The 16569-nt window shown below is 41.5% G+C and carries 16 protein-coding genes; 10 read left to right on the plus strand and 6 right to left on the minus strand.

Annotation, left to right across the window (positions count from 1 at the left end):
- Window positions 1-73: 73 nt before the first annotated feature.
- Window positions 74-340, minus strand: a complete 267-nt coding sequence (gene rpmA / locus SOI84_RS08990) for a 50S ribosomal protein L27 (RefSeq protein ID WP_320674192.1) — start codon at window positions 338-340, stop codon at window positions 74-76.
- Window positions 341-380: 40 nt separating this feature from the next.
- On the minus strand, window positions 381-755 hold the full coding sequence (gene rplU, locus SOI84_RS08995; protein ID WP_320674193.1) for a 50S ribosomal protein L21: 375 nt from the start codon (window positions 753-755) through the stop codon (window positions 381-383).
- Between the two features lie 275 nt (window positions 756-1030).
- Between rplU and kaiB the strand changes: the two genes are divergently transcribed.
- Together kaiB and kaiC are read left to right on the plus strand one after the other, a co-directional pair.
- Window positions 1031-1351: a circadian clock protein KaiB gene (gene kaiB, locus SOI84_RS09000; RefSeq protein WP_320674194.1), complete on the plus strand. Its 321-nt coding sequence runs from the start codon at window positions 1031-1033 to the stop codon at window positions 1349-1351.
- A gap of 141 nt (window positions 1352-1492) precedes the next feature.
- The gene (kaiC, locus tag SOI84_RS09005) at window positions 1493-2959 is read left to right on the plus strand and encodes a circadian clock protein KaiC (RefSeq protein ID WP_414153636.1); all 1467 of its coding nucleotides are present in this window, start codon (window positions 1493-1495) and stop codon (window positions 2957-2959) included.
- A 42-nt stretch (window positions 2960-3001) separates the two neighbouring features.
- On the opposite strand, the gene SOI84_RS09010 is transcribed toward kaiC, so the two are convergent.
- Window positions 3002-5041 (minus strand): ATP-binding protein, encoded by a 2040-nt coding sequence (locus SOI84_RS09010; RefSeq protein ID WP_320674196.1) that lies wholly within the window; start codon window positions 5039-5041, stop codon window positions 3002-3004.
- Between the two features lie 23 nt (window positions 5042-5064).
- Window positions 5065-6381, minus strand: a complete 1317-nt coding sequence (purD, locus tag SOI84_RS09015) for a phosphoribosylamine--glycine ligase (protein ID WP_320674197.1) — start codon at window positions 6379-6381, stop codon at window positions 5065-5067.
- 334 nt (window positions 6382-6715) lie between these two features.
- Here purD and purC point away from each other — a divergent pair, with 334 nt between their 5' ends.
- From purC to SOI84_RS09055, 8 genes are all read left to right on the plus strand, one after another.
- The gene (gene purC, locus SOI84_RS09020; protein WP_320674198.1) at window positions 6716-7468 is read left to right on the plus strand and encodes a phosphoribosylaminoimidazolesuccinocarboxamide synthase; all 753 of its coding nucleotides are present in this window, start codon (window positions 6716-6718) and stop codon (window positions 7466-7468) included.
- A 44-nt stretch (window positions 7469-7512) separates the two neighbouring features.
- Window positions 7513-9780, plus strand: a complete 2268-nt coding sequence (locus SOI84_RS09025) for a BamA/TamA family outer membrane protein (RefSeq protein ID WP_320674199.1) — start codon at window positions 7513-7515, stop codon at window positions 9778-9780.
- A complete protein-coding gene (lpxC, locus tag SOI84_RS09030) occupies window positions 9780-10634 on the plus strand; it encodes a UDP-3-O-acyl-N-acetylglucosamine deacetylase (RefSeq protein ID WP_320674200.1) in 855 nt (284 codons plus the stop codon). The genes SOI84_RS09025 and lpxC overlap by 1 nt, the downstream gene beginning before the upstream one ends.
- Window positions 10635-10678: 44 nt before the next feature.
- Window positions 10679-11086 carry a 3-hydroxyacyl-ACP dehydratase FabZ gene (fabZ, locus tag SOI84_RS09035; protein ID WP_320675444.1) on the plus strand — a complete coding sequence of 136 codons (408 nt, stop codon included), beginning with the start codon at window positions 10679-10681 and terminating at the stop codon, window positions 11084-11086.
- A gap of 4 nt (window positions 11087-11090) precedes the next feature.
- Window positions 11091-11945: an acyl-ACP--UDP-N-acetylglucosamine O-acyltransferase gene (lpxA, locus tag SOI84_RS09040; protein WP_320674201.1), complete on the plus strand. Its 855-nt coding sequence runs from the start codon at window positions 11091-11093 to the stop codon at window positions 11943-11945.
- Window positions 11945-13129 carry a lipid-A-disaccharide synthase gene (gene lpxB / locus SOI84_RS09045; protein WP_320674202.1) on the plus strand — a complete coding sequence of 395 codons (1185 nt, stop codon included), beginning with the start codon at window positions 11945-11947 and terminating at the stop codon, window positions 13127-13129. The genes lpxA and lpxB overlap by 1 nt, the downstream gene beginning before the upstream one ends.
- Window positions 13126-13749, plus strand: coding sequence for a peptide-methionine (S)-S-oxide reductase MsrA (msrA, locus tag SOI84_RS09050; RefSeq protein WP_414153591.1), 624 nt, complete (start codon window positions 13126-13128; stop codon window positions 13747-13749). Before lpxB ends, msrA begins: the two co-directional genes overlap by 4 nt.
- 134 nt (window positions 13750-13883) lie before the next feature.
- Window positions 13884-14096: a hypothetical protein gene (locus tag SOI84_RS09055; RefSeq protein WP_320674204.1), complete on the plus strand. Its 213-nt coding sequence runs from the start codon at window positions 13884-13886 to the stop codon at window positions 14094-14096.
- Between the two features lie 89 nt (window positions 14097-14185).
- Here SOI84_RS09055 and SOI84_RS09060 read toward each other — a convergent pair whose 3' ends face one another.
- Both SOI84_RS09060 and SOI84_RS09065 read right to left on the minus strand, forming a co-directional pair.
- Complete coding sequence (locus SOI84_RS09060; protein ID WP_320674205.1) at window positions 14186-15682, minus strand: leucyl aminopeptidase; 1497 nt, start codon at window positions 15680-15682, stop codon at window positions 14186-14188.
- Window positions 15683-15723: 41 nt separating this feature from the next.
- The gene (locus SOI84_RS09065; protein ID WP_320674206.1) at window positions 15724-16341 is read right to left on the minus strand and encodes a GIY-YIG nuclease family protein; all 618 of its coding nucleotides are present in this window, start codon (window positions 16339-16341) and stop codon (window positions 15724-15726) included.
- Between the last annotated feature and the right edge of the window lie 228 nt (window positions 16342-16569).

Consider the following 16569-nt stretch of genomic DNA (forward strand, 5'->3'; position numbering starts at 1 on the left):
CAACAGCACATTATTGGATTAGAGAAAGTAAATCAAACAAAAACTTTTAAGCCTTCAAAAAATATTTTGGCCTTTAGCCGGCTGTGGCAATGTTTATTCTTTTTCTGTTGCGAAGCCCACGTTTAATGGTTTCAAAATTAACCACACCATCAGTAAGAGCGAACAAGGTGTCGTCTTTCCCTTTCCCTACATTTATCCCTGGCAGGACTGAGGTTCCACGCTGGCGGATCAGGATTGAACCAGCAGTAACTGATTCTCCACCAAAAGCTTTTACACCAAGACGTTTTGAATTTGAGTCTCTTCCATTACGGGTAGAGCCAGTTCCTTTTTTATGAGCCATGTGATTAAAGAGGTAGGGTTTAGGTTTAGAAGGGAAGGAGTTAGCTGATTACCTTTCCAGCAAGAGAGATTGATTCAACCATAACTCTAGTAAGTTCTTGGCGGTGCCCATTCTTGCGACGTGTTTTCTTTTTTGGGCGCATTTTATAGACAATTATTTTTTGTCCTCTTCTATGGGCCAACACTTTGAGCTCGACGGTCGCTCCTTCAACGTAAGGTTTCCCAATAGTGGCTTCCTTGCCATTTTTTAAAAGTAAAACATTCTTCAAGGTGATTTTTTCATCTACTTTGGCCTGAACCCTATCAATGTCGTAATAGCGATTGGGTTGGAGCCAAAACTGTTTCCCTGAGGATTCGACTATGACGTAGGGCAGTTCTTTCTGCTCCTTTGTTTTTGGTGTTGGTTTGTTTGCCATGGGATTGGGACACGTCCAGGCTCGTTAAATTTGTCCTGACCTGAGGTATAGGTTCAAAACCAGATTCGAACGATTAAGCCTGAATCGCAATCGAATTACAATCAATCATTTTCATGTGTAAAGGGTCAATCAGTCAAGATTTAATTGGTTAAGTCCTTTATCATTTGATTTCTGAACGATTATTAGGGGAAATTGCCTTTAGTATTTGCTTGATATTGTTTGGTTCAAGAAAGAATGCCCCTTGTTTTTTCCTTTCAAGAATCAATCTTTTGGTTATGAGTGCGCTTAAGACATACATCCTGAAGCTTTATGTGGCAGGGAATACGCCCAATTCAATGCGTGCCTTGAAAACCCTTCGTGACATTCTGGAAACAGATTTTCGAGGTGTATATGCATTAAAGGTAATTGATGTATTGAAGAATCCTCAATTAGCTGAGGAGGATAAGATTCTTGCAACTCCGACACTCGCAAAGATTCTCCCACCTCCTGTAAGAAGGATTATTGGAGACCTTTCAGATCGAGAGAGGGTTCTTATAGGACTAGATTTGCTCTATGAAGAGTTGTCTGAAGAGGATTTTGCTGGGAATTCGTCATGATTGGTCTGGAGATGAGCACATAGCACCATCAGATTCTTAAGGCTCACGGTGGAGAGGGGGCTATTGATCTGTTTTTTACTAGCGTTTATTTAGATCAAAGCAGTTATGGATTCAAAGACTAACAATGGACCTGCATCTCAAATGCAGGTGCAAAAGCTCCCTACAGGGATTGACGGGTTTGATGATGTATGTCATGGAGGTTTGCCCGCTGGCAGAAGCACACTTATTAGCGGCACTTCTGGGACTGGTAAAACAGTCTTTTCTCTTCATTTTTTGCATAATGGGATCACGCAATATGACGAGCCAGGTATCTTTGTGACTTTTGAGGAATCTCCAGTGGACATTCTTCGAAATGCGGCAAGTTTTGGATGGAATCTCCAAGAAATGGTTGATCAAGATAAATTATTTATTCTTGATGCTTCCCCAGATCCAGAGGGGCAAGATGTGGCAGGAAGCTTTGATCTTTCAGGTTTGATTGAGAGGATTAGTTATGCCATTCGCAAGTACAAGGCAAAAAGAGTCTCGATTGATTCAATAACTGCTGTCTTTCAGCAATACGATGCAATTTATGTTGTGCGACGAGAGATTTTTCGTTTGATTGCTCGACTTAAGGAGATAGGAGTGACAACAGTTATGACTACTGAGCGTATAGAAGAGTATGGACCAATTGCTCGTTATGGTGTTGAAGAGTTTGTTTCTGATAATGTCGTAATCCTGAGAAATGTTCTAGAAGCTGAAAAGAGACGAAGGACAGTAGAGATCCTAAAATTACGAGGTACTACTCATATGAAAGGCGAGTTCCCTTTTACTATGGGTGAAAGTGGGATAAGTGTTTTCCCTCTTGGGGCTATGCGTTTAACCCAGAGGTCTTCTAATGTCAGGATTAGTTCGGGTGTTTCTGATTTAGATGAGATGTGTGGTGGGGGCTTTTTCCAAGATTCAATTATTCTTGCTACTGGAGCAACGGGAACTGGCAAAACAATGCTTGTTTCTAAATTTATTGAGGATGCCTATACTCATCAAGAGCGCGCAATCCTCTTTGCTTACGAAGAATCAAGAGCTCAACTTCTTAGAAACGCAACTAGTTGGGGAATTGATTTTGAACAGATGGAGAGAGATGGACTGTTAAAGATTATATGTGCTTACCCAGAGTCAACTGGCTTAGAAGATCACCTGCAAATAATTAAGACTCAGATTACTCAATTCAAGCCTTCAAGAATGGCAATAGACTCTCTTTCAGCACTGGCAAGAGGTGTAAGTCTAAATGCATTTAGACAATTCGTAATTGGCGTCACTGGTTATGCTAAGCAAGAAGAAATTGCAGGCTTTTTTACAAATACAGCAGAAGAATTTATGGGTAGTCATTCTATAACGGATTCTCATATTTCAACTATCACTGACACTATCTTATTGCTTCAATATGTCGAAATAAGAGGGGAGATGGCTAGAGCTGTAAATGTTTTTAAGATGCGAGGATCATGGCATGACAAAAGGATTAGGGAGTTCGTAATTACAGGAAAAGGTCCACAGATTAAAGACTCCTTTAGTAACTTTGAGCAAATCTTTAGTGGTGTTCCTCATAGGGTCATTAATGAAGAAAGAGCCTAGTTTCTTTTCCTGGTAAATAATATATATTTGGAGGAGTTGTTTCTATATGGCTAATTGGTTTGAGCGCTCAGCCTGTAGATACACTTCATCAGCATCAGCTTGCTCGAGTGGTAGGTCAAACCAAAATGTTGTTCCAGTCCCTGGCTCACTTGCTATGCCAATCTTCCCTCCATGCTTCTGAATAATTCCTTGTGCTATTGATAGCCCCAGGCCTGTACCTACCTCAGTGTGAACAGAATTTTCAACCCGGTAAAACCTATCGAAGATACTCTCTTGAGCTTCCTTGCTGATGCCAGAACCAGTATCGGAAATTTCAACCCTTAACCTCGGGAGTGGTGAGATGAGTTCGCAAAAAGGAGCAGAGTCTTTGTTTATTGGAGGTTCTGCAGTACATGTATCTGGCCATGTATAAGAACGAAGAATTAGTAAGCCACCAGCCTTATTGAATTTTAGGGCGTTTCCTACGAGATTATCTAGAACCTGTAGAAGAAGGTCCCAGTTGCCAAGTACTTTTGGGATGTCTTCATTTAAATCCAGCTTGAGAAGAACTTTCTTCTCGTCTGCATTGAGCTTGTAGTTCCTAAGTGTTTGTTCAAGTGCAGGTTGAAGATCTATTGATTCAAACTGGACTGATCTACCAGACTCAAGCTTGGAAAGGTCCAGAACATCGTTGACGAGTCTTGTCAATCGATCTGCTTCAGAATTTGCTACCCCTAGGAATTCTATCTTTTCCGCTTCACTCAGTTTATCTCCAAGATCATGAAGTGTTTCAATATAACTTTTAATATTAAATAATGGGGTTCTTAATTCATGAGAAACATTGCTTATAAATCTACTTTGTGCGGCATTTAGTTCCACTTCTCTTGTTAGGTCTTGTACTGTAACTGCAATACCTTTTAGCGTTTCTCTGTTTGGGTCCCTAACCGATTGAAGTACTATTCTTAGAGTTCTATTTGGCTCATCAAGGCTGCAACGAAGGTCGTTGCTTTCACTTGATCTATTAAGAATGGATGTTAGCGAGTCATGTAATTCATTTGATAGTATTTCGGGAAGTTCATTTAGCAGTTCTTGTCCTTCTAGATTCCTACCTTCCCATCGAAATAATCTTTTTGCAGTTGGATTTGCTAATACAATTTTGCCTTCTTCGTCAAGTAATAAAGCTCCATCTGCCATTGTAGCTATTAAAGATTGTTGCTTTACTTGTGCAGATGTCAACTCTTCTATATTTGCCTCATCATAGGCTTCTAGCTGTAATGCCATAGCATTGAAACTGTTTAACAGCTCACCAAGTTCACCACTTATTGGCATTGATATTCTTGCGTCAAATTTACCCGAAGCTATTTCTCTTACCCCTCGGAGAAGTTCTTTCACTGGACGTGTAATTGTAAGTGTATTTATAACTGCGCCTAGTATCACTAAGACCCAAATAGATATGAAAACGGCTACGGTAACTTCTCTAGTAAGTGCAGCATTCGCAAGTGCCTTTTCATTGGGGTTAACACCAAGGGCAAGAGTTCCAAGAAATTCACCTTCCCATGTCAATGGGACAAATACATCTGTCACTTGTCCTTGCGGCGTTAGGTGTTGTCTAATTAGAGGATTTTGAGATCGTTTTTTGAAGTTTTCAGGTAGTGTTAATCTTCGAGTAAGTTGTAATTCGCTATATCCATTAATAGGTGTTCCACTTACTGGGATTCCTAAATAGATCAACCCTTCCTTGTCAGCAAAGAAGATATAGCGCAGGCTTTTACTTGATCTCCAAAACTTTTCCGCTACACTTCCTAATTCTCTCTCTTTCCCTTTTGAAATAAGTTCAGAAACATTTCCTGAAAGTAATAAGCCTAAGTCTCTTGCATAACGTGTGTCATTTATCCCAGCATCCCTTTGAATGCCATTAAGAACAAAGAAGGTGATGCCTGTCATTAACATGCTCACCGCAAGGGTTGCTATTGCTAGCAATTTTGTTTGAAGGCTAAATTCAGACCACCAGATCTTTACTCGTTCCCAGAACCCTTTAGGGTCTTGAGGAGGAGGTTGGTTCTTTCCTCGATCAGAGATGGCTTGCGAAGATGTGCTTGCCATGCTGACTATCTTCCGGTCCAAGCTTAAGAATTCCTGACTTGGTGGCCAATATCGCGACGATAGTTGATCCCTTCAAAATTAATTTCAAGTAGGCCCTTATAGGTGAGATTAAAAGCCTCTTCAAAACTTTCTGCCTGTGCTGTAATTGATAGAACTCTTCCTCCAGCTGTAAAAAAAGATCCTTGTTTATCCATTTTGGTTCCAGAATGGAAGATTTGCAGATTATCTGAAGTTTGAAGATCAATTTTGATTTCTTCATTGGTTCGTGGAGATTTTGGATAGCCAGGGGCAACTGCCACGACACATGCGCTACAGATATTTTTTGTTGAAAGCTCAGGCGCTAACTCTAGGCAACCGTGCGCACATGCTTGTAAAACCTTCGCCAGTTCTGGACCTAATAGGGGCATTAAGGCTTGGCATTCCGGATCGCCGAAGCGACAATTAAATTCAATAACTTTAGGTCCAGATGAGGTGAGTATTAAACCTGCATAAATTACACCTCGATAGTCAATGCCTTTTTTCTTTAAGGCATTTAAGGCTGGCTCAAGAATTGTTTTCTTTATGTTTTCTAGCCCCTCAGGAGTGATGAGTGGGGTCGGAGCATATGCACCCATCCCTCCAGTATTTGGTCCTTTGTCACCATCTTTAAGTCTCTTGTGATCTTGAGCTGTAGGAAGTATCACCATTTCTTTGCCATCGCATAAAGCAAAAACCGAAACTTCAGGGCCTTCAAGTTTTTCCTCAAGAACAACTTGTTCTGAAGGAGGTATATATTTCCCTTCAAATGTGTCGTATATAGCTTCCGCGGTGGCGTTGATGGATTCGGCGACAGTTACTCCTTTCCCTCCTGCCAGACCATCCGCTTTTACTACAAGGGCTTTTTGTAATCCGTTAAGGACTTCAAGGGCTTCTTTTTTTGTATTGGTTGTCCAATGTTTAGCAGTAGGGATCCCTGCTTCGTTCATAAGAGTTTTAGCCCATGCTTTGCTCGACTCGAGCTTTGCACCTTCAGTTGATGGGCCAAATACAGCAAGACCTTGGTCTCGAAACTTTTCAGATAAACCTGCTGCAAGAGGGTCCTCCGGGCCAATTATTATGAGGTTGATTTTTTTCTCTTTACAGGCCTTGAGGAGTTCTTCAAAATTTTCCTCTCCAATTTCTAAAGAACTGCAGCGATGGTGTTGATTTGTCCCAGCATTCCCTGGAGCAACCCAAACCTCTTTTACATCTGGACATTTTGAAAGTGACCAAGCGAGAGCGTTTTCTCGTCCTCCACTTCCAATGATGAGTATTTGATGAAGCGGGGGCAATTCCTTTTTCACAGTGGTGGAGCTAGGCATGAAAATCTTTAAAGAAGGAGAGGCTTGATTAGTGCGGGATGGGAGTTCTTGGGAAAGACCACATCTTTCGGTTTTACTGGTTTAATGGTTCATTTGAAATGGGATTGGAGTCATTTTTTCGATTTCCCCATAAAGCATGTTCTCAGGTGAATTGACTGCCTAGGTATATCTGCTTGAGTTGTATTGGGGAATTTGTTGGCTTCTACCAAGGCTAACTTCTTGGAGAATGACCTTCCACACCATTTTGCCAACCTCTCTTGTCATAAATCGACTGAGATGGATTGCAGAATTAAGCTCCATTTCAATTAATGGCTGAAGTCTCCTACTGATTCTCATGACTCCAAATCATGGTTCTCTTCTCTATGAAGGAAAAGCTAAACGTGTCTTTCTGGCAGAGCATGAGCAGAAGGTGTTTATTGAGTTTAAGAACTCAGCGACTGCGTTTAATGCGGTTAAAAAAGCCGAGTTCGAGGATAAGGGTCGTTTGAACTGTCAGATTTCTGCTTGCCTTTTTGAGTTGTTAGAGACTAAAGGGATCCCAACTCATTACTTGGGAGTGGCTGGTGATTCTTGGATGGCTGCTAGGAAAGTGGAGGTAATCCCCCTAGAAGTCGTTTTACGTAATATTGCTGCAGGGTCTCTTTGCAAAGAAACCCCGATTATTAAGGGCACTGAGCTTTCACCAGCTTTGCTTGACATTTACTATAAAGATGACCAATTAGGCGACCCACTGCTTACTGAGCTTCGCCTGGAAAGACTAGGGTTGTTAACTGCTCAACAAAGGTCAGAGATTGAAACGATCGCTAAAAATGTTAATAATTTTTTGAAATCATTTTTTAACCAGATAGATTTAATACTAGTAGATTTCAAGCTCGAATTTGGTATTATTAATAGTGGAGAGATAGTCTTGGCAGATGAAATAAGCCCTGACACATGCAGGCTTTGGGATAAGAGAATTTCGGACCCGAAAGCGAGGATTCTTGATAAGGATCGCTTTCGCCAGGACCTTGATAATTTACTTGAAGCCTACGGTGAGGTCCTCAAACGGGTACAAGGGGCATGTGCTAAACCCCGAAACTGCCTTTAATGTCACCGGAGATTCACTGCTAAGCAGCACGCCTGTTCATTTTGATGGAGAGATCCTCTTCAACCCGATCATTGAAAGCTTTTCGAAAAGGCTTATTTGGATTGGTTTTGACCCTGCCAGTTTTTTTGCTTACTGATCATTCAAAGTCAGCAGAAAAAGCTATACATTCTCACGCCATTGAGGCTCATCCAGTTGAAACAGATTTAGAGAAGGGCAAACTATTGCTCGCTAATGACCAGGAAACAACCCAAAAAATAGATGCAGAGCCTCAGCGAGGTCAAAAGGGTGATGATTTGGATCAGCCCGATGAACCTACAGTCTTAATTACAGAGGTGATTATTGAGGGGATAGGCGATCACCCTGAGCGTGACCGTCTTCAACTCGCTGCGTATGACGCAATGGGAGTCCGCCCAGGTGGAACTGTTACTCGGAAGGATTTGCAGGTTGATTTGGAGTCAATTTATGCAACTGGGTGGTTTTCTGGTGTTCGTATTGAGCCAGTCAACGGGCCATTAGGAGTTCAGCTCCTAGTAAAGGTCCAGCCGAACCCTATTCTTACAAAAGTTGAATTAGATATAGAAGATCCTAGGCTCCCTGAAGAAACTATAGATCAGATATTTTTAGCTGAATATGGACGTACTTTAAATCTGAATTCATTGCAATTAAGAATGAAGGACTTGCAGAAATGGTATCTAGGCGAAGGTTACTCCTTGGCAAGGATAACTGGCCCAAATCGTGTAACTTCTAATGGAGTTGTTCAATTAAAAGTTTTAGAAGGCTCTGTTTCAAATGTTGAAATTCAGTTCTTAAATAAAGAGGGTGATTCGCTAGATGAGAACGGAAATAAAATCGGAGGCAAGACAAAACCTTGGGTTATTAAACGAGAGATATCAATTAAACCAGGTGAGACATTCAATAGAAATCAACTTGAGGCTGATATTAAGCGTCTTTATGGGACTTCTCTTTTTAGTGATGTAAAGGTGACTCTTAAGCCTGTTCCAGGGGAGCCCGGAACTGTTGTTATTCTTTTAGGAATTATTGAACAGTCGACTGGGTCTTTGTCAGGGGGACTTGGCTATAGCGGAGCACAAGGACTCTTTGGTACAATTGGCTTACAAGAAAGCAATCTTTTTGGAAGATCTTGGAGTGCCTCCACAAACTTTACCTATGGTCAATACGGGGGATTGGTAGATTTAACGTATGCAGATCCATGGATAAAGGGTGATCCTTATAGGACTTCTGTTAGGACTTCAGTATTCTTAAGTAGAGATGTTCCTCAGGCATTTAGGAGTAAAGAGCATGGCAACATTCGTGGTGTCTCTGATTATTATAATGCTGACTCGACCTATGCTTATGAAGTGGGCACTGATGCACATGGACGGACTAAATATAATTCAGTAGGAGAAGCTAAAATTAATGATGGTAATGTTAGCTGGTTTGATTATGAAGGTAATGCTGTAGCCCTCCAGAGAACTGGAGGGAACCTAGTTTTTACTAGGCCATTAAACAATGGCAATCCTTATAAGAGGGTGCCATGGACAATTTTTGCTGGCCTTAATGCACAAATAGTTGAGCCTATTGCGTTCTCTGGCGAATCACGTCCTTACGGGGTAGGCACTCGAGATAGAAAAGATAAAAAGGTTCCTAATGGGGATGTTATTTGCATAGCTTTTAACTGTGCTAGAGAAAATCAATTAATAGGACTAAGAACAGGTGCTACATACAACACTTTGAATGATTCAAAAAATCCAACATCTGGAGATGTGTTTAGTTTTGGAACACAGCAATATCTATCGGTAGGGGAAAGTTCACCTACTTTTAACAGGGCTCGAGTTGGTTATACGCGCTTTTTTCCAGTTAATTGGTTGAAAATTCATAAAGGTTGTCGACCTAAGCGTGGTGAAAAGGCTGATTGCCCTCAAGCCATAGGTTTTCAGGTAAAAGGAGGCTCCATTTTCGGACAATTACCTCCTTATGAGGCCTTTTGTATGGGTGGAGGGAATTCAGTCAGAGGTTGGCATAATTGCGACTTGGCAGTTGGAAGAAGCTTTGGGGAGGCCTCTCTAGAGTATCGATTCCCTATATGGAGCATTGTTGCTGGCGAGCTTTTTGTTGATGCTGGAACCTCTTTTGACTCACAAGCAAAAGTACCTGGTAAGCCTGGAAGGCTTCTTAATAAGGCTGGTGCTGGTTATTCGCTAGGTACAGGAGTTATTGTCACTACTCCCGTAGGGCCTCTACGTCTTGAAGCTGCAAGTCAGGGACTTTCAGGTAATTGGCGCTTTAATCTTGGAGTTGGCTGGAAGTTTTAGTGACTATTTGGCCTGCTGATTATCAAGCTCCTTGGACCCTTGCAGGTGTTGTCACTCGTGAAGGAGTTGGCCTTCATACAGGGGAGAATTGCTCGTTGAGGCTTTTGCCTTCTTCAAAGGCGGGCTTTCATGTCTCATGGATTGACGACCAAAGCAACTCAACAACTCTCTCTACTAAACAACTTAGAGAGAGTGCTCTTTGCACAACTCTTGATTTCGGCAGCCGTAAGTTGGCAACTGTGGAACACCTCTTAGCCGCTTTGGGAGGGTGTGGTCTTAGCCATGTGGAGATTCAAGTTTCTGGGGAGGAAGTTCCTATTTTGGATGGATCTGCCTTGGGTTGGGTTCAGGCTATTGAGGAGGTTGGCGTTATCCCTGCAGAAACTCCTAGAAGAAATCAAATATCTCTTGATGCTCCACTTCTTTTTCATAGGAAAACAAGTGTTATTACTGCTACCCCTTCCGAAAGATTTTGTTTGGTAGCTGTTATTGACTTTCCTCAGGCAGCTATAGGGAAGCAAATTTTTTCTATTGAGTTAACCCCAGAAAAATTTGTAAAAGAGATTGCTCCAGCAAGGACATTCGGTTTTTTGGATAATGTTGAAGAGCTGAGAGCAGCGGGCTTGATTCAAGGCGCATCTTTAGAAAATGCTTTGGTTTGTGATGGCAAAAAGTGGCTAAATCCTCCATTGAGATTCTCAGATGAGCCTGTAAGGCATAAGCTCTTGGACTTGATCGGTGATTTATCTATTGTTGGTTTCCCAAAAGCACAAGTAATTGTCTACAGGGGCTCTCATGCGCTTCACACCGATTTAGCTACTTATCTTTCCAACCACTACTGCGATATCTCTTGACTAACGACTCTTCCAACAACCCGATTTTGACCTCTGAGCAGATTATGGGACTTTTGCCCCATAGATACCCTTTTGCCTTAGTTGATCGAGTTATTGAACATGAGCCCGGTAAACGTGCTGTGGCTATTAAAAATGTGAGTATTAATGAACCTCAGTTTCAAGGTCATTTCCCTGAGAGACCTCTGATGCCAGGGGTATTAATTGTTGAGGCAATGGCTCAAGTGGGGGGGTTAATTGTGACTCAGATGCCTGATCTTCCTAAGGGGCTTTTTGTTTTTGCTGGGATTGATGGTGTGCGATTTAGACGTCCTGTTGTGCCAGGCGATCAACTTAGAATTAGCTGTGAGTTACTAAGTCTTAAGCGAAAACGATTTGGCAAGGTTCAAGCCGAGGCAACTGTTGATAGTCAGCTTGTTTGCTCCGGGAATTTAATGTTCTCACTTGTCGACTGAATATATGGACAAGTTTCTCAACCCTTTATCGGTTAAGACCGACGGTGCCACTGAGATTCACTCCAGTGCTGAAGTTGATTCTCGAGCAGAAATAGAAAGTGGCGTAATTATTGGCCCTGGTGCAGTTGTTGGGCCTGATGTGCATATTGGAGCAAATAGCAGGATTGGTCCCCATGTAGTCCTTGATGGACGGTTAACTATTGGATCTAATAATCGAATCTTTGCAGGTGCTTGCCTCGGATTAGAACCTCAAGATCTGAAATATCGTGGTGCCCCTACAGAGGTGGTTATTGGTGATGAAAACACGATTAGGGAATATGTGACTATTAATAGGGCAACTGATGAAGGAGAACAAACAAAGATTGGCGATAGGAACTTGTTAATGGCTTATTGCCATTTAGGACATAACTGTGAGTTAGGCAATGGCATAGTTATGTCAAATAGCATTCAAGTTGCTGGGCATGTAGTTATTGAAGATCGAGCAGTTATCGGAGGTTGCCTTGGTATACATCAATTCGTTCATATTGGTGGTCTTGCGATGGTGGGTGGTATGACGAGAGTTGATAGAGATGTCCCGCCTTATTGTCTTGTGGAAGGTCATCCTGGGAGACTACGAGGCCTCAATAGAGTTGGGCTTAGGAGGAGTGGACTTGACCATATCGAGGATGGAGGAGAGCTACGTCAGCTTCAGGAGGTTTGGACTTTGTTGTTTAAGTCTGATCATGTGATGTCAGAGGCTTTAACTCATGCGAGAAAACAACATTTGATGCCTGCGTCAAGCCATCTTTGTGATTTTGTAGAGGCTTCTATTCAAAATGGGAGAAGGGGTCCTATGCCTGCCAGTACCTCAACTCGTTAATGGTTCGTCTTTTTGTTAGCACTGGCGAGGTTTCTGGAGATCTTCAAGGAAGTTTGTTGGTTAAGGCTCTTTTTGCGGAAGCTGAGAAACGTTCTATAAATCTTGAAGTCTTTGCACTTGGTGGTCCTCGCATGCAAGCGGCTGGAGCCCAATTAGTCGCGGATACTTCTTCTCTTGGGGCAATTGGCCTTTGGGAAGCTCTGCCATTTGTTTTGCCGACTTTAAGAGTTCAGTCTCTTGTGGATGAATTAATTAAGGAGAACACTCCAGATGCGGTTATTTTGATTGATTACATGGGCCCAAATATTCGACTAGGAAATAAATTAAAAAATGATTTACCAGAAATCCCTATTAATTACTACATAGCTCCTCAGGAATGGGCTTGGAGAGTTGGCAATGGTGGATCAACTGATTTGATTAGTTTTTCTGACAGAATTCTTGCGATTTTTCCTGAGGAAGCGGATTTTTATTCCAAAAGAGGTGGCAAAGTTACTTGGATTGGTCACCCTATGCTCGATACAACTATTTCGCTTCCTGAAAAGAATGTCGCCAGGGAAAAGCTTGGCTTAAAAAAAGAAGATCGTTTGTTATTACTTTTGCCGGCTTCAAGGAAACAAGAGCTTCGATATTTGATGCCTGATCTCGCCAAGGCAGCAGCAACTTTGCAGAATTTTGATCAATCTCTTCAGGTCTTAGTTCTTGCTGGACAGGAATCTTTTGAGCGCCCTCTTAAACTCTGCCTAGAAAAGGCAGGTGTAAAAGCTGGAAGAGTTTTGAATGCTAAGGATTCAGATATGCTTAAACCATTCCTTTTTGCAGCAGCTGATCTTGCCTTGGGGAAGTCAGGCACTGTAAATATGGAGCTAGCCTTACAAGGGGTTCCGCAAGTTGTTGGCTATAAAGTTAGTCGAATCACGGCATTTATTGCTAAACAAATACTTGGATTTCGTGTGGACCATATATCACCAGTCAATCTTCTACTTAACGAGCGATTGGTTCCAGAATTAGTGCAAGAAGATTTTAATTCTGATAACATTGTTTCTCTTGCTAAAGAATTGCTTGAAGAGCCTGTCTCTGTATTTGAAATGAAGGAGGGCTATAAGCGTCTTCGCAAGAAATTAGGTGAACCTCGAGTGACGGAAAGAGCAGCTGAGTTAATATTTGATTCGATTAAAGTAAAATGAAAAGAAATCTGATTTTTTCTGCGTCGTTAGCATTTCTTATTTGTTCATTATTAGTGTTTCCTTTAAAGTTAATGGCATCTGATCAAGAAGCGGTTTTTGCTGGCGGTTGTTTTTGGTGCCTTGAGCATGATTTAGAGGTACTTGATGGGGTTAGTTCAGTCGAGAGTGGTTATACTGGGGGGCGTTCTTTACTTCCTACGTATCGTCAGCATACTGGTCATCAGGAGGCCGTAAGAGTTAAGTTTGATCCCGAAAAAGTTAGTTATAGAAGCTTGTTGAGAAGTTTTTGGCGAAATATTGATCCATTCGATGGACAAGGACAATTCTGCGATAGAGGTGATTCATATAGGCCAATGATTTTTGTTGGCGATGACTTGCAAGCAGATCAAGCTGAGATGAGTTTCAAGTCTGCTGCGAAAGAATTAAGTACAGAAACTGATAACTTAAAGGTTAAATTGCGGCCTTTAAATAAATTTTGGATTGCAGAGGAATACCACCAGGATTTTGCGGTTAGAAATAATCTTAAATATTCTTTTTATAGGTTTAATTGTGGTAGAGACCGAAGACTTGAAGAGGTCTGGGGCGAAGAGGCTAGAAGCAAAAACGCATGGCGCGAATAGATGGGCAAATATAACGAAATCCTTAAAATGGTATAGTTATTATACAAAGAGCCTGCTAAAAATGCGGGTTTTCACCCATCCCAGTAATCAGAAAAATCGCTTACCATTCCTGAGCGATTTGAGGAAGGAGATGTATGTATCTGCTGACTATTAAGGATGGACTTGTGACTAGGCATATAGGTCCATATGAGTCCCCAAAGCAAGCCTCTGACGATTTGGATAGAGTTTTGGATACATGCTCCGAAAGAGCGCATTGGCAGATTCATGCGCTTGAGGGGCCTAAAACCCTTTCTTTTTCAGAAAGAATTGAATCGAGAGATTTTTCTATGGAAGCCATGGCCTCTTGATTTATAGGGAGCATTTTTTTTAGACTTTAAATATATTTCAAGTGGGGAATTTCAATTTTTTACTTAAGTGATTTTCTAAGTAAAAGGTGTTAATCGTTAGTGGAATCTTTCCCGTTATTAATTAGGATCCATTTTAATAGTGTCCTTACTCCGTATCCAGTCGCACCTGCGGGATTGATTCCTTTGTCTTTGTCCGCCCAGACTGTCCCAGCTATGTCTATGTGGGCCCAAGGTGTAGAAGCTTCAACAAACTCTTTAAGGAAAAGTGCTGCAGTTATAGAGCCTCCAGCACGTGGGCCAGTATTTTTTAGGTCAGCCAGCATTGATTTCAAGCCATCTTTATAGGAATTCTGCATTGGCATTCGCCAAAGGCCCTCCCCTGATTCGGTCGCAGCGGCTAGCAAATCATTTGCTAGTTCATCATTCTCTGACCATAGCCCAGCAACTTCGTCTCCTAGAGCTATTACACAAGCCCCTGTAAGTGTCGCTAAATCAACAATTGAATGTGGCTTTAGCTTAGATGCATAAAAAAGTGCATCTGCAAGTGTTAGCCGACCTTCTGCATCAGTATTGTTAATTTCTATTGTTTTGCCATTTGAGGCTGTGACTATGTCACCTGGGTGAACAGCTGATCCATTTATCATGTTTTCACAAGCAGCAATTATGAAATGTACTTCGACTCCAGAAGGTGCAATTTCTGCAATTGCTCTTGCAGTACCAAGAACGGCAGCACTTCCACCCATGTCAAATTTCATAAGTTCTATTTGTGCCGCGCCAACTTTCAGGTTGTAACCCCCTGAGTCAAAGGTTAGGCCTTTTCCTACAATTGCTAATTTTCGATTTATTTTCCCTTTACCTTTATAAGTTAGATGAATAAATTTTGGCTTAAGATCTGAACCTTGTGCAACAGCTAAATATGCTCCCATTCCTTCTTTTTTGCATTCTTCTTGTTCAAGAATTTTTAGTTGAAGATTAAATTCCTTAGAAAGTTGAGTAGCTTCTGTTGCCAATGCCTCAGGGCTAAGTTGGTTAGGTGGTGCTCCAACTAATTCTCGAGCAAGTTCAACACCAGCGCAAGTTGAACTTACGTTTTTAAGGCTTATCTCAGGGATACTCTCTACTCCAATCATTTCTAATTCACTAGGGGTATTTTGTGTGTCAGTTTTACTCTTAAAGCGCTCATCTTTAAACAAACAAAGACGAACTGCTTCGGCTACAGCTTGTATTTCTTTAGCTTTGTCAATATTTCCCCAAGGGAAAAGAACTCCTATTTTTCCTTCAGTTCCTTTACTTTGTTTAACTGCAAGTGAGGTTGCTTTTCGAAAGCTTTCGATCGTGAGGCTGTTTGTTTCTCCTAGGCCAACTACAAATGTTGCTTCTTCAGAGTGCTGCTGTAAGAGATGAAAAGTCGCTATTTGTCCTGACTTTCCAGTGAACTTTTGCTTGGTAAGATTTTTAGTTATTGAGTCTCCATATCTCTCTTCTAAAAGCTTGAAGGTTGATTTGCTTTTGTCTTCGAGGACGCCAATGATGAGAACGTCCCCATCCCAAGCTCTCAAAGCATTGGCATTAAGGGAAAACTTCATGTGGTGGTTTTGGATGGGTGGCTGGATGCTAGCTGTGAGCCTTAGCTGCTTTCAGCTGTGAAAGGTGTTGACCATATGTTTCTAGTCTCTTTATTAAAGGGAGGGAGCCATTTTTTTATTAAAAGTTGCTCAAGGTTCCTTCTTTCTCTCGTAGACATTGGGACATCAGTCCAAAAACGGATACTAAGATTGAATAGGACCTTAGCCTTAGAAAGTGACTCTTTATATGATGCAAGATAACTTTTGCAATCATGATCACTTTTCCATCTTTTTTCGGCTGCAATTGTTTCTCCTACATAAAGTAAAATCGGAGTGTTTAATTCTTTTGGAGAGTCCATTACAAGATATATCGCTGGGCCCTTGTAGGGGTCTTCTGGCAAGCGCCAGAAGCTCAATGGTAATGGAGTTAAATCTAATGGATTTAGATTTTTTGCTGCTTTAATAAATGGATTTTCTTCTGTTGGTGGGGTTGTAAAAAGTAGCCGTTGTTCTGCTCCCTTTTCATCATTTCCTGTAAAAAGATTCTTTTGATGGTTGTGCAGACTTTTCTGCCAGGCTTTGAGAACTTCACTTGAGAGGTTTGTTCCCGTGATTGGCTTTTTCCCTATAGGAAGGGACCAAGGAGTGAAGAGCTCTCCCTGTCCGCGAGATCTTTCCATTTTTAGAAGCCTTTGTTAAGAAGACTTTTGGAAGGGATCGGTGCTAAATGGCTGTCCAGCAATGCTCTAGAGAGTGGTTCTAATCCTGTAGACCCTAGTTGCCTTTGAAGGTGGTTAGGGGTTTCCAATTGAAAGAACTTATGTGATTTCAGAACAAAGAGGAAATGATTACGTTGATCCGTACTGTTGTTGTTCCTATGGCTTTTGCAGAATCAATAGGAGTCATCT

The organism is Prochlorococcus sp. MIT 1341 (assembly GCF_034092415.1).
In the GTDB taxonomy this organism is placed as follows: Bacteria; Cyanobacteriota; Cyanobacteriia; order PCC-6307; family Cyanobiaceae; genus AG-363-P08.

Excerpts from the sequence above, each read along its gene's own strand:
- lpxA (WP_320674201.1), top strand. The coding sequence starts at position 11,091 with ATGGACAAGTTTCTCAACCCTTTATCGGTTAAGACCGACGGTGCCACT.
- kaiB (WP_320674194.1), top strand. The coding sequence starts at position 1,031 with ATGAGTGCGCTTAAGACATACATCCTGAAGCTTTATGTGGCAGGGAAT.
- SOI84_RS09055 (WP_320674204.1), top strand. The coding sequence starts at position 13,884 with ATGTATCTGCTGACTATTAAGGATGGACTTGTGACTAGGCATATAGGT.
- SOI84_RS09060 (WP_320674205.1), bottom strand. The coding sequence starts at position 15,682 with ATGAAGTTTTCCCTTAATGCCAATGCTTTGAGAGCTTGGGATGGGGAC.
- SOI84_RS09065 (WP_320674206.1), bottom strand. The coding sequence starts at position 16,341 with ATGGAAAGATCTCGCGGACAGGGAGAGCTCTTCACTCCTTGGTCCCTT.
- lpxB (WP_320674202.1), top strand. The coding sequence starts at position 11,945 with ATGGTTCGTCTTTTTGTTAGCACTGGCGAGGTTTCTGGAGATCTTCAA.
- msrA (WP_414153591.1), top strand. The coding sequence starts at position 13,126 with ATGAAAAGAAATCTGATTTTTTCTGCGTCGTTAGCATTTCTTATTTGT.
- purD (WP_320674197.1), bottom strand. The coding sequence starts at position 6,381 with ATGCCTAGCTCCACCACTGTGAAAAAGGAATTGCCCCCGCTTCATCAA.
- SOI84_RS09010 (WP_320674196.1), bottom strand. The coding sequence starts at position 5,041 with ATGGCAAGCACATCTTCGCAAGCCATCTCTGATCGAGGAAAGAACCAA.
- fabZ (WP_320675444.1), top strand. The coding sequence starts at position 10,679 with ATGGGACTTTTGCCCCATAGATACCCTTTTGCCTTAGTTGATCGAGTT.
- kaiC (WP_414153636.1), top strand. The coding sequence starts at position 1,493 with ATGCAGGTGCAAAAGCTCCCTACAGGGATTGACGGGTTTGATGATGTA.
- rplU (WP_320674193.1), bottom strand. The coding sequence starts at position 755 with ATGGCAAACAAACCAACACCAAAAACAAAGGAGCAGAAAGAACTGCCC.
- purC (WP_320674198.1), top strand. The coding sequence starts at position 6,716 with ATGACTCCAAATCATGGTTCTCTTCTCTATGAAGGAAAAGCTAAACGT.
- rpmA (WP_320674192.1), bottom strand. The coding sequence starts at position 340 with ATGGCTCATAAAAAAGGAACTGGCTCTACCCGTAATGGAAGAGACTCA.
- SOI84_RS09025 (WP_320674199.1), top strand. The coding sequence starts at position 7,513 with ATGGAGAGATCCTCTTCAACCCGATCATTGAAAGCTTTTCGAAAAGGC.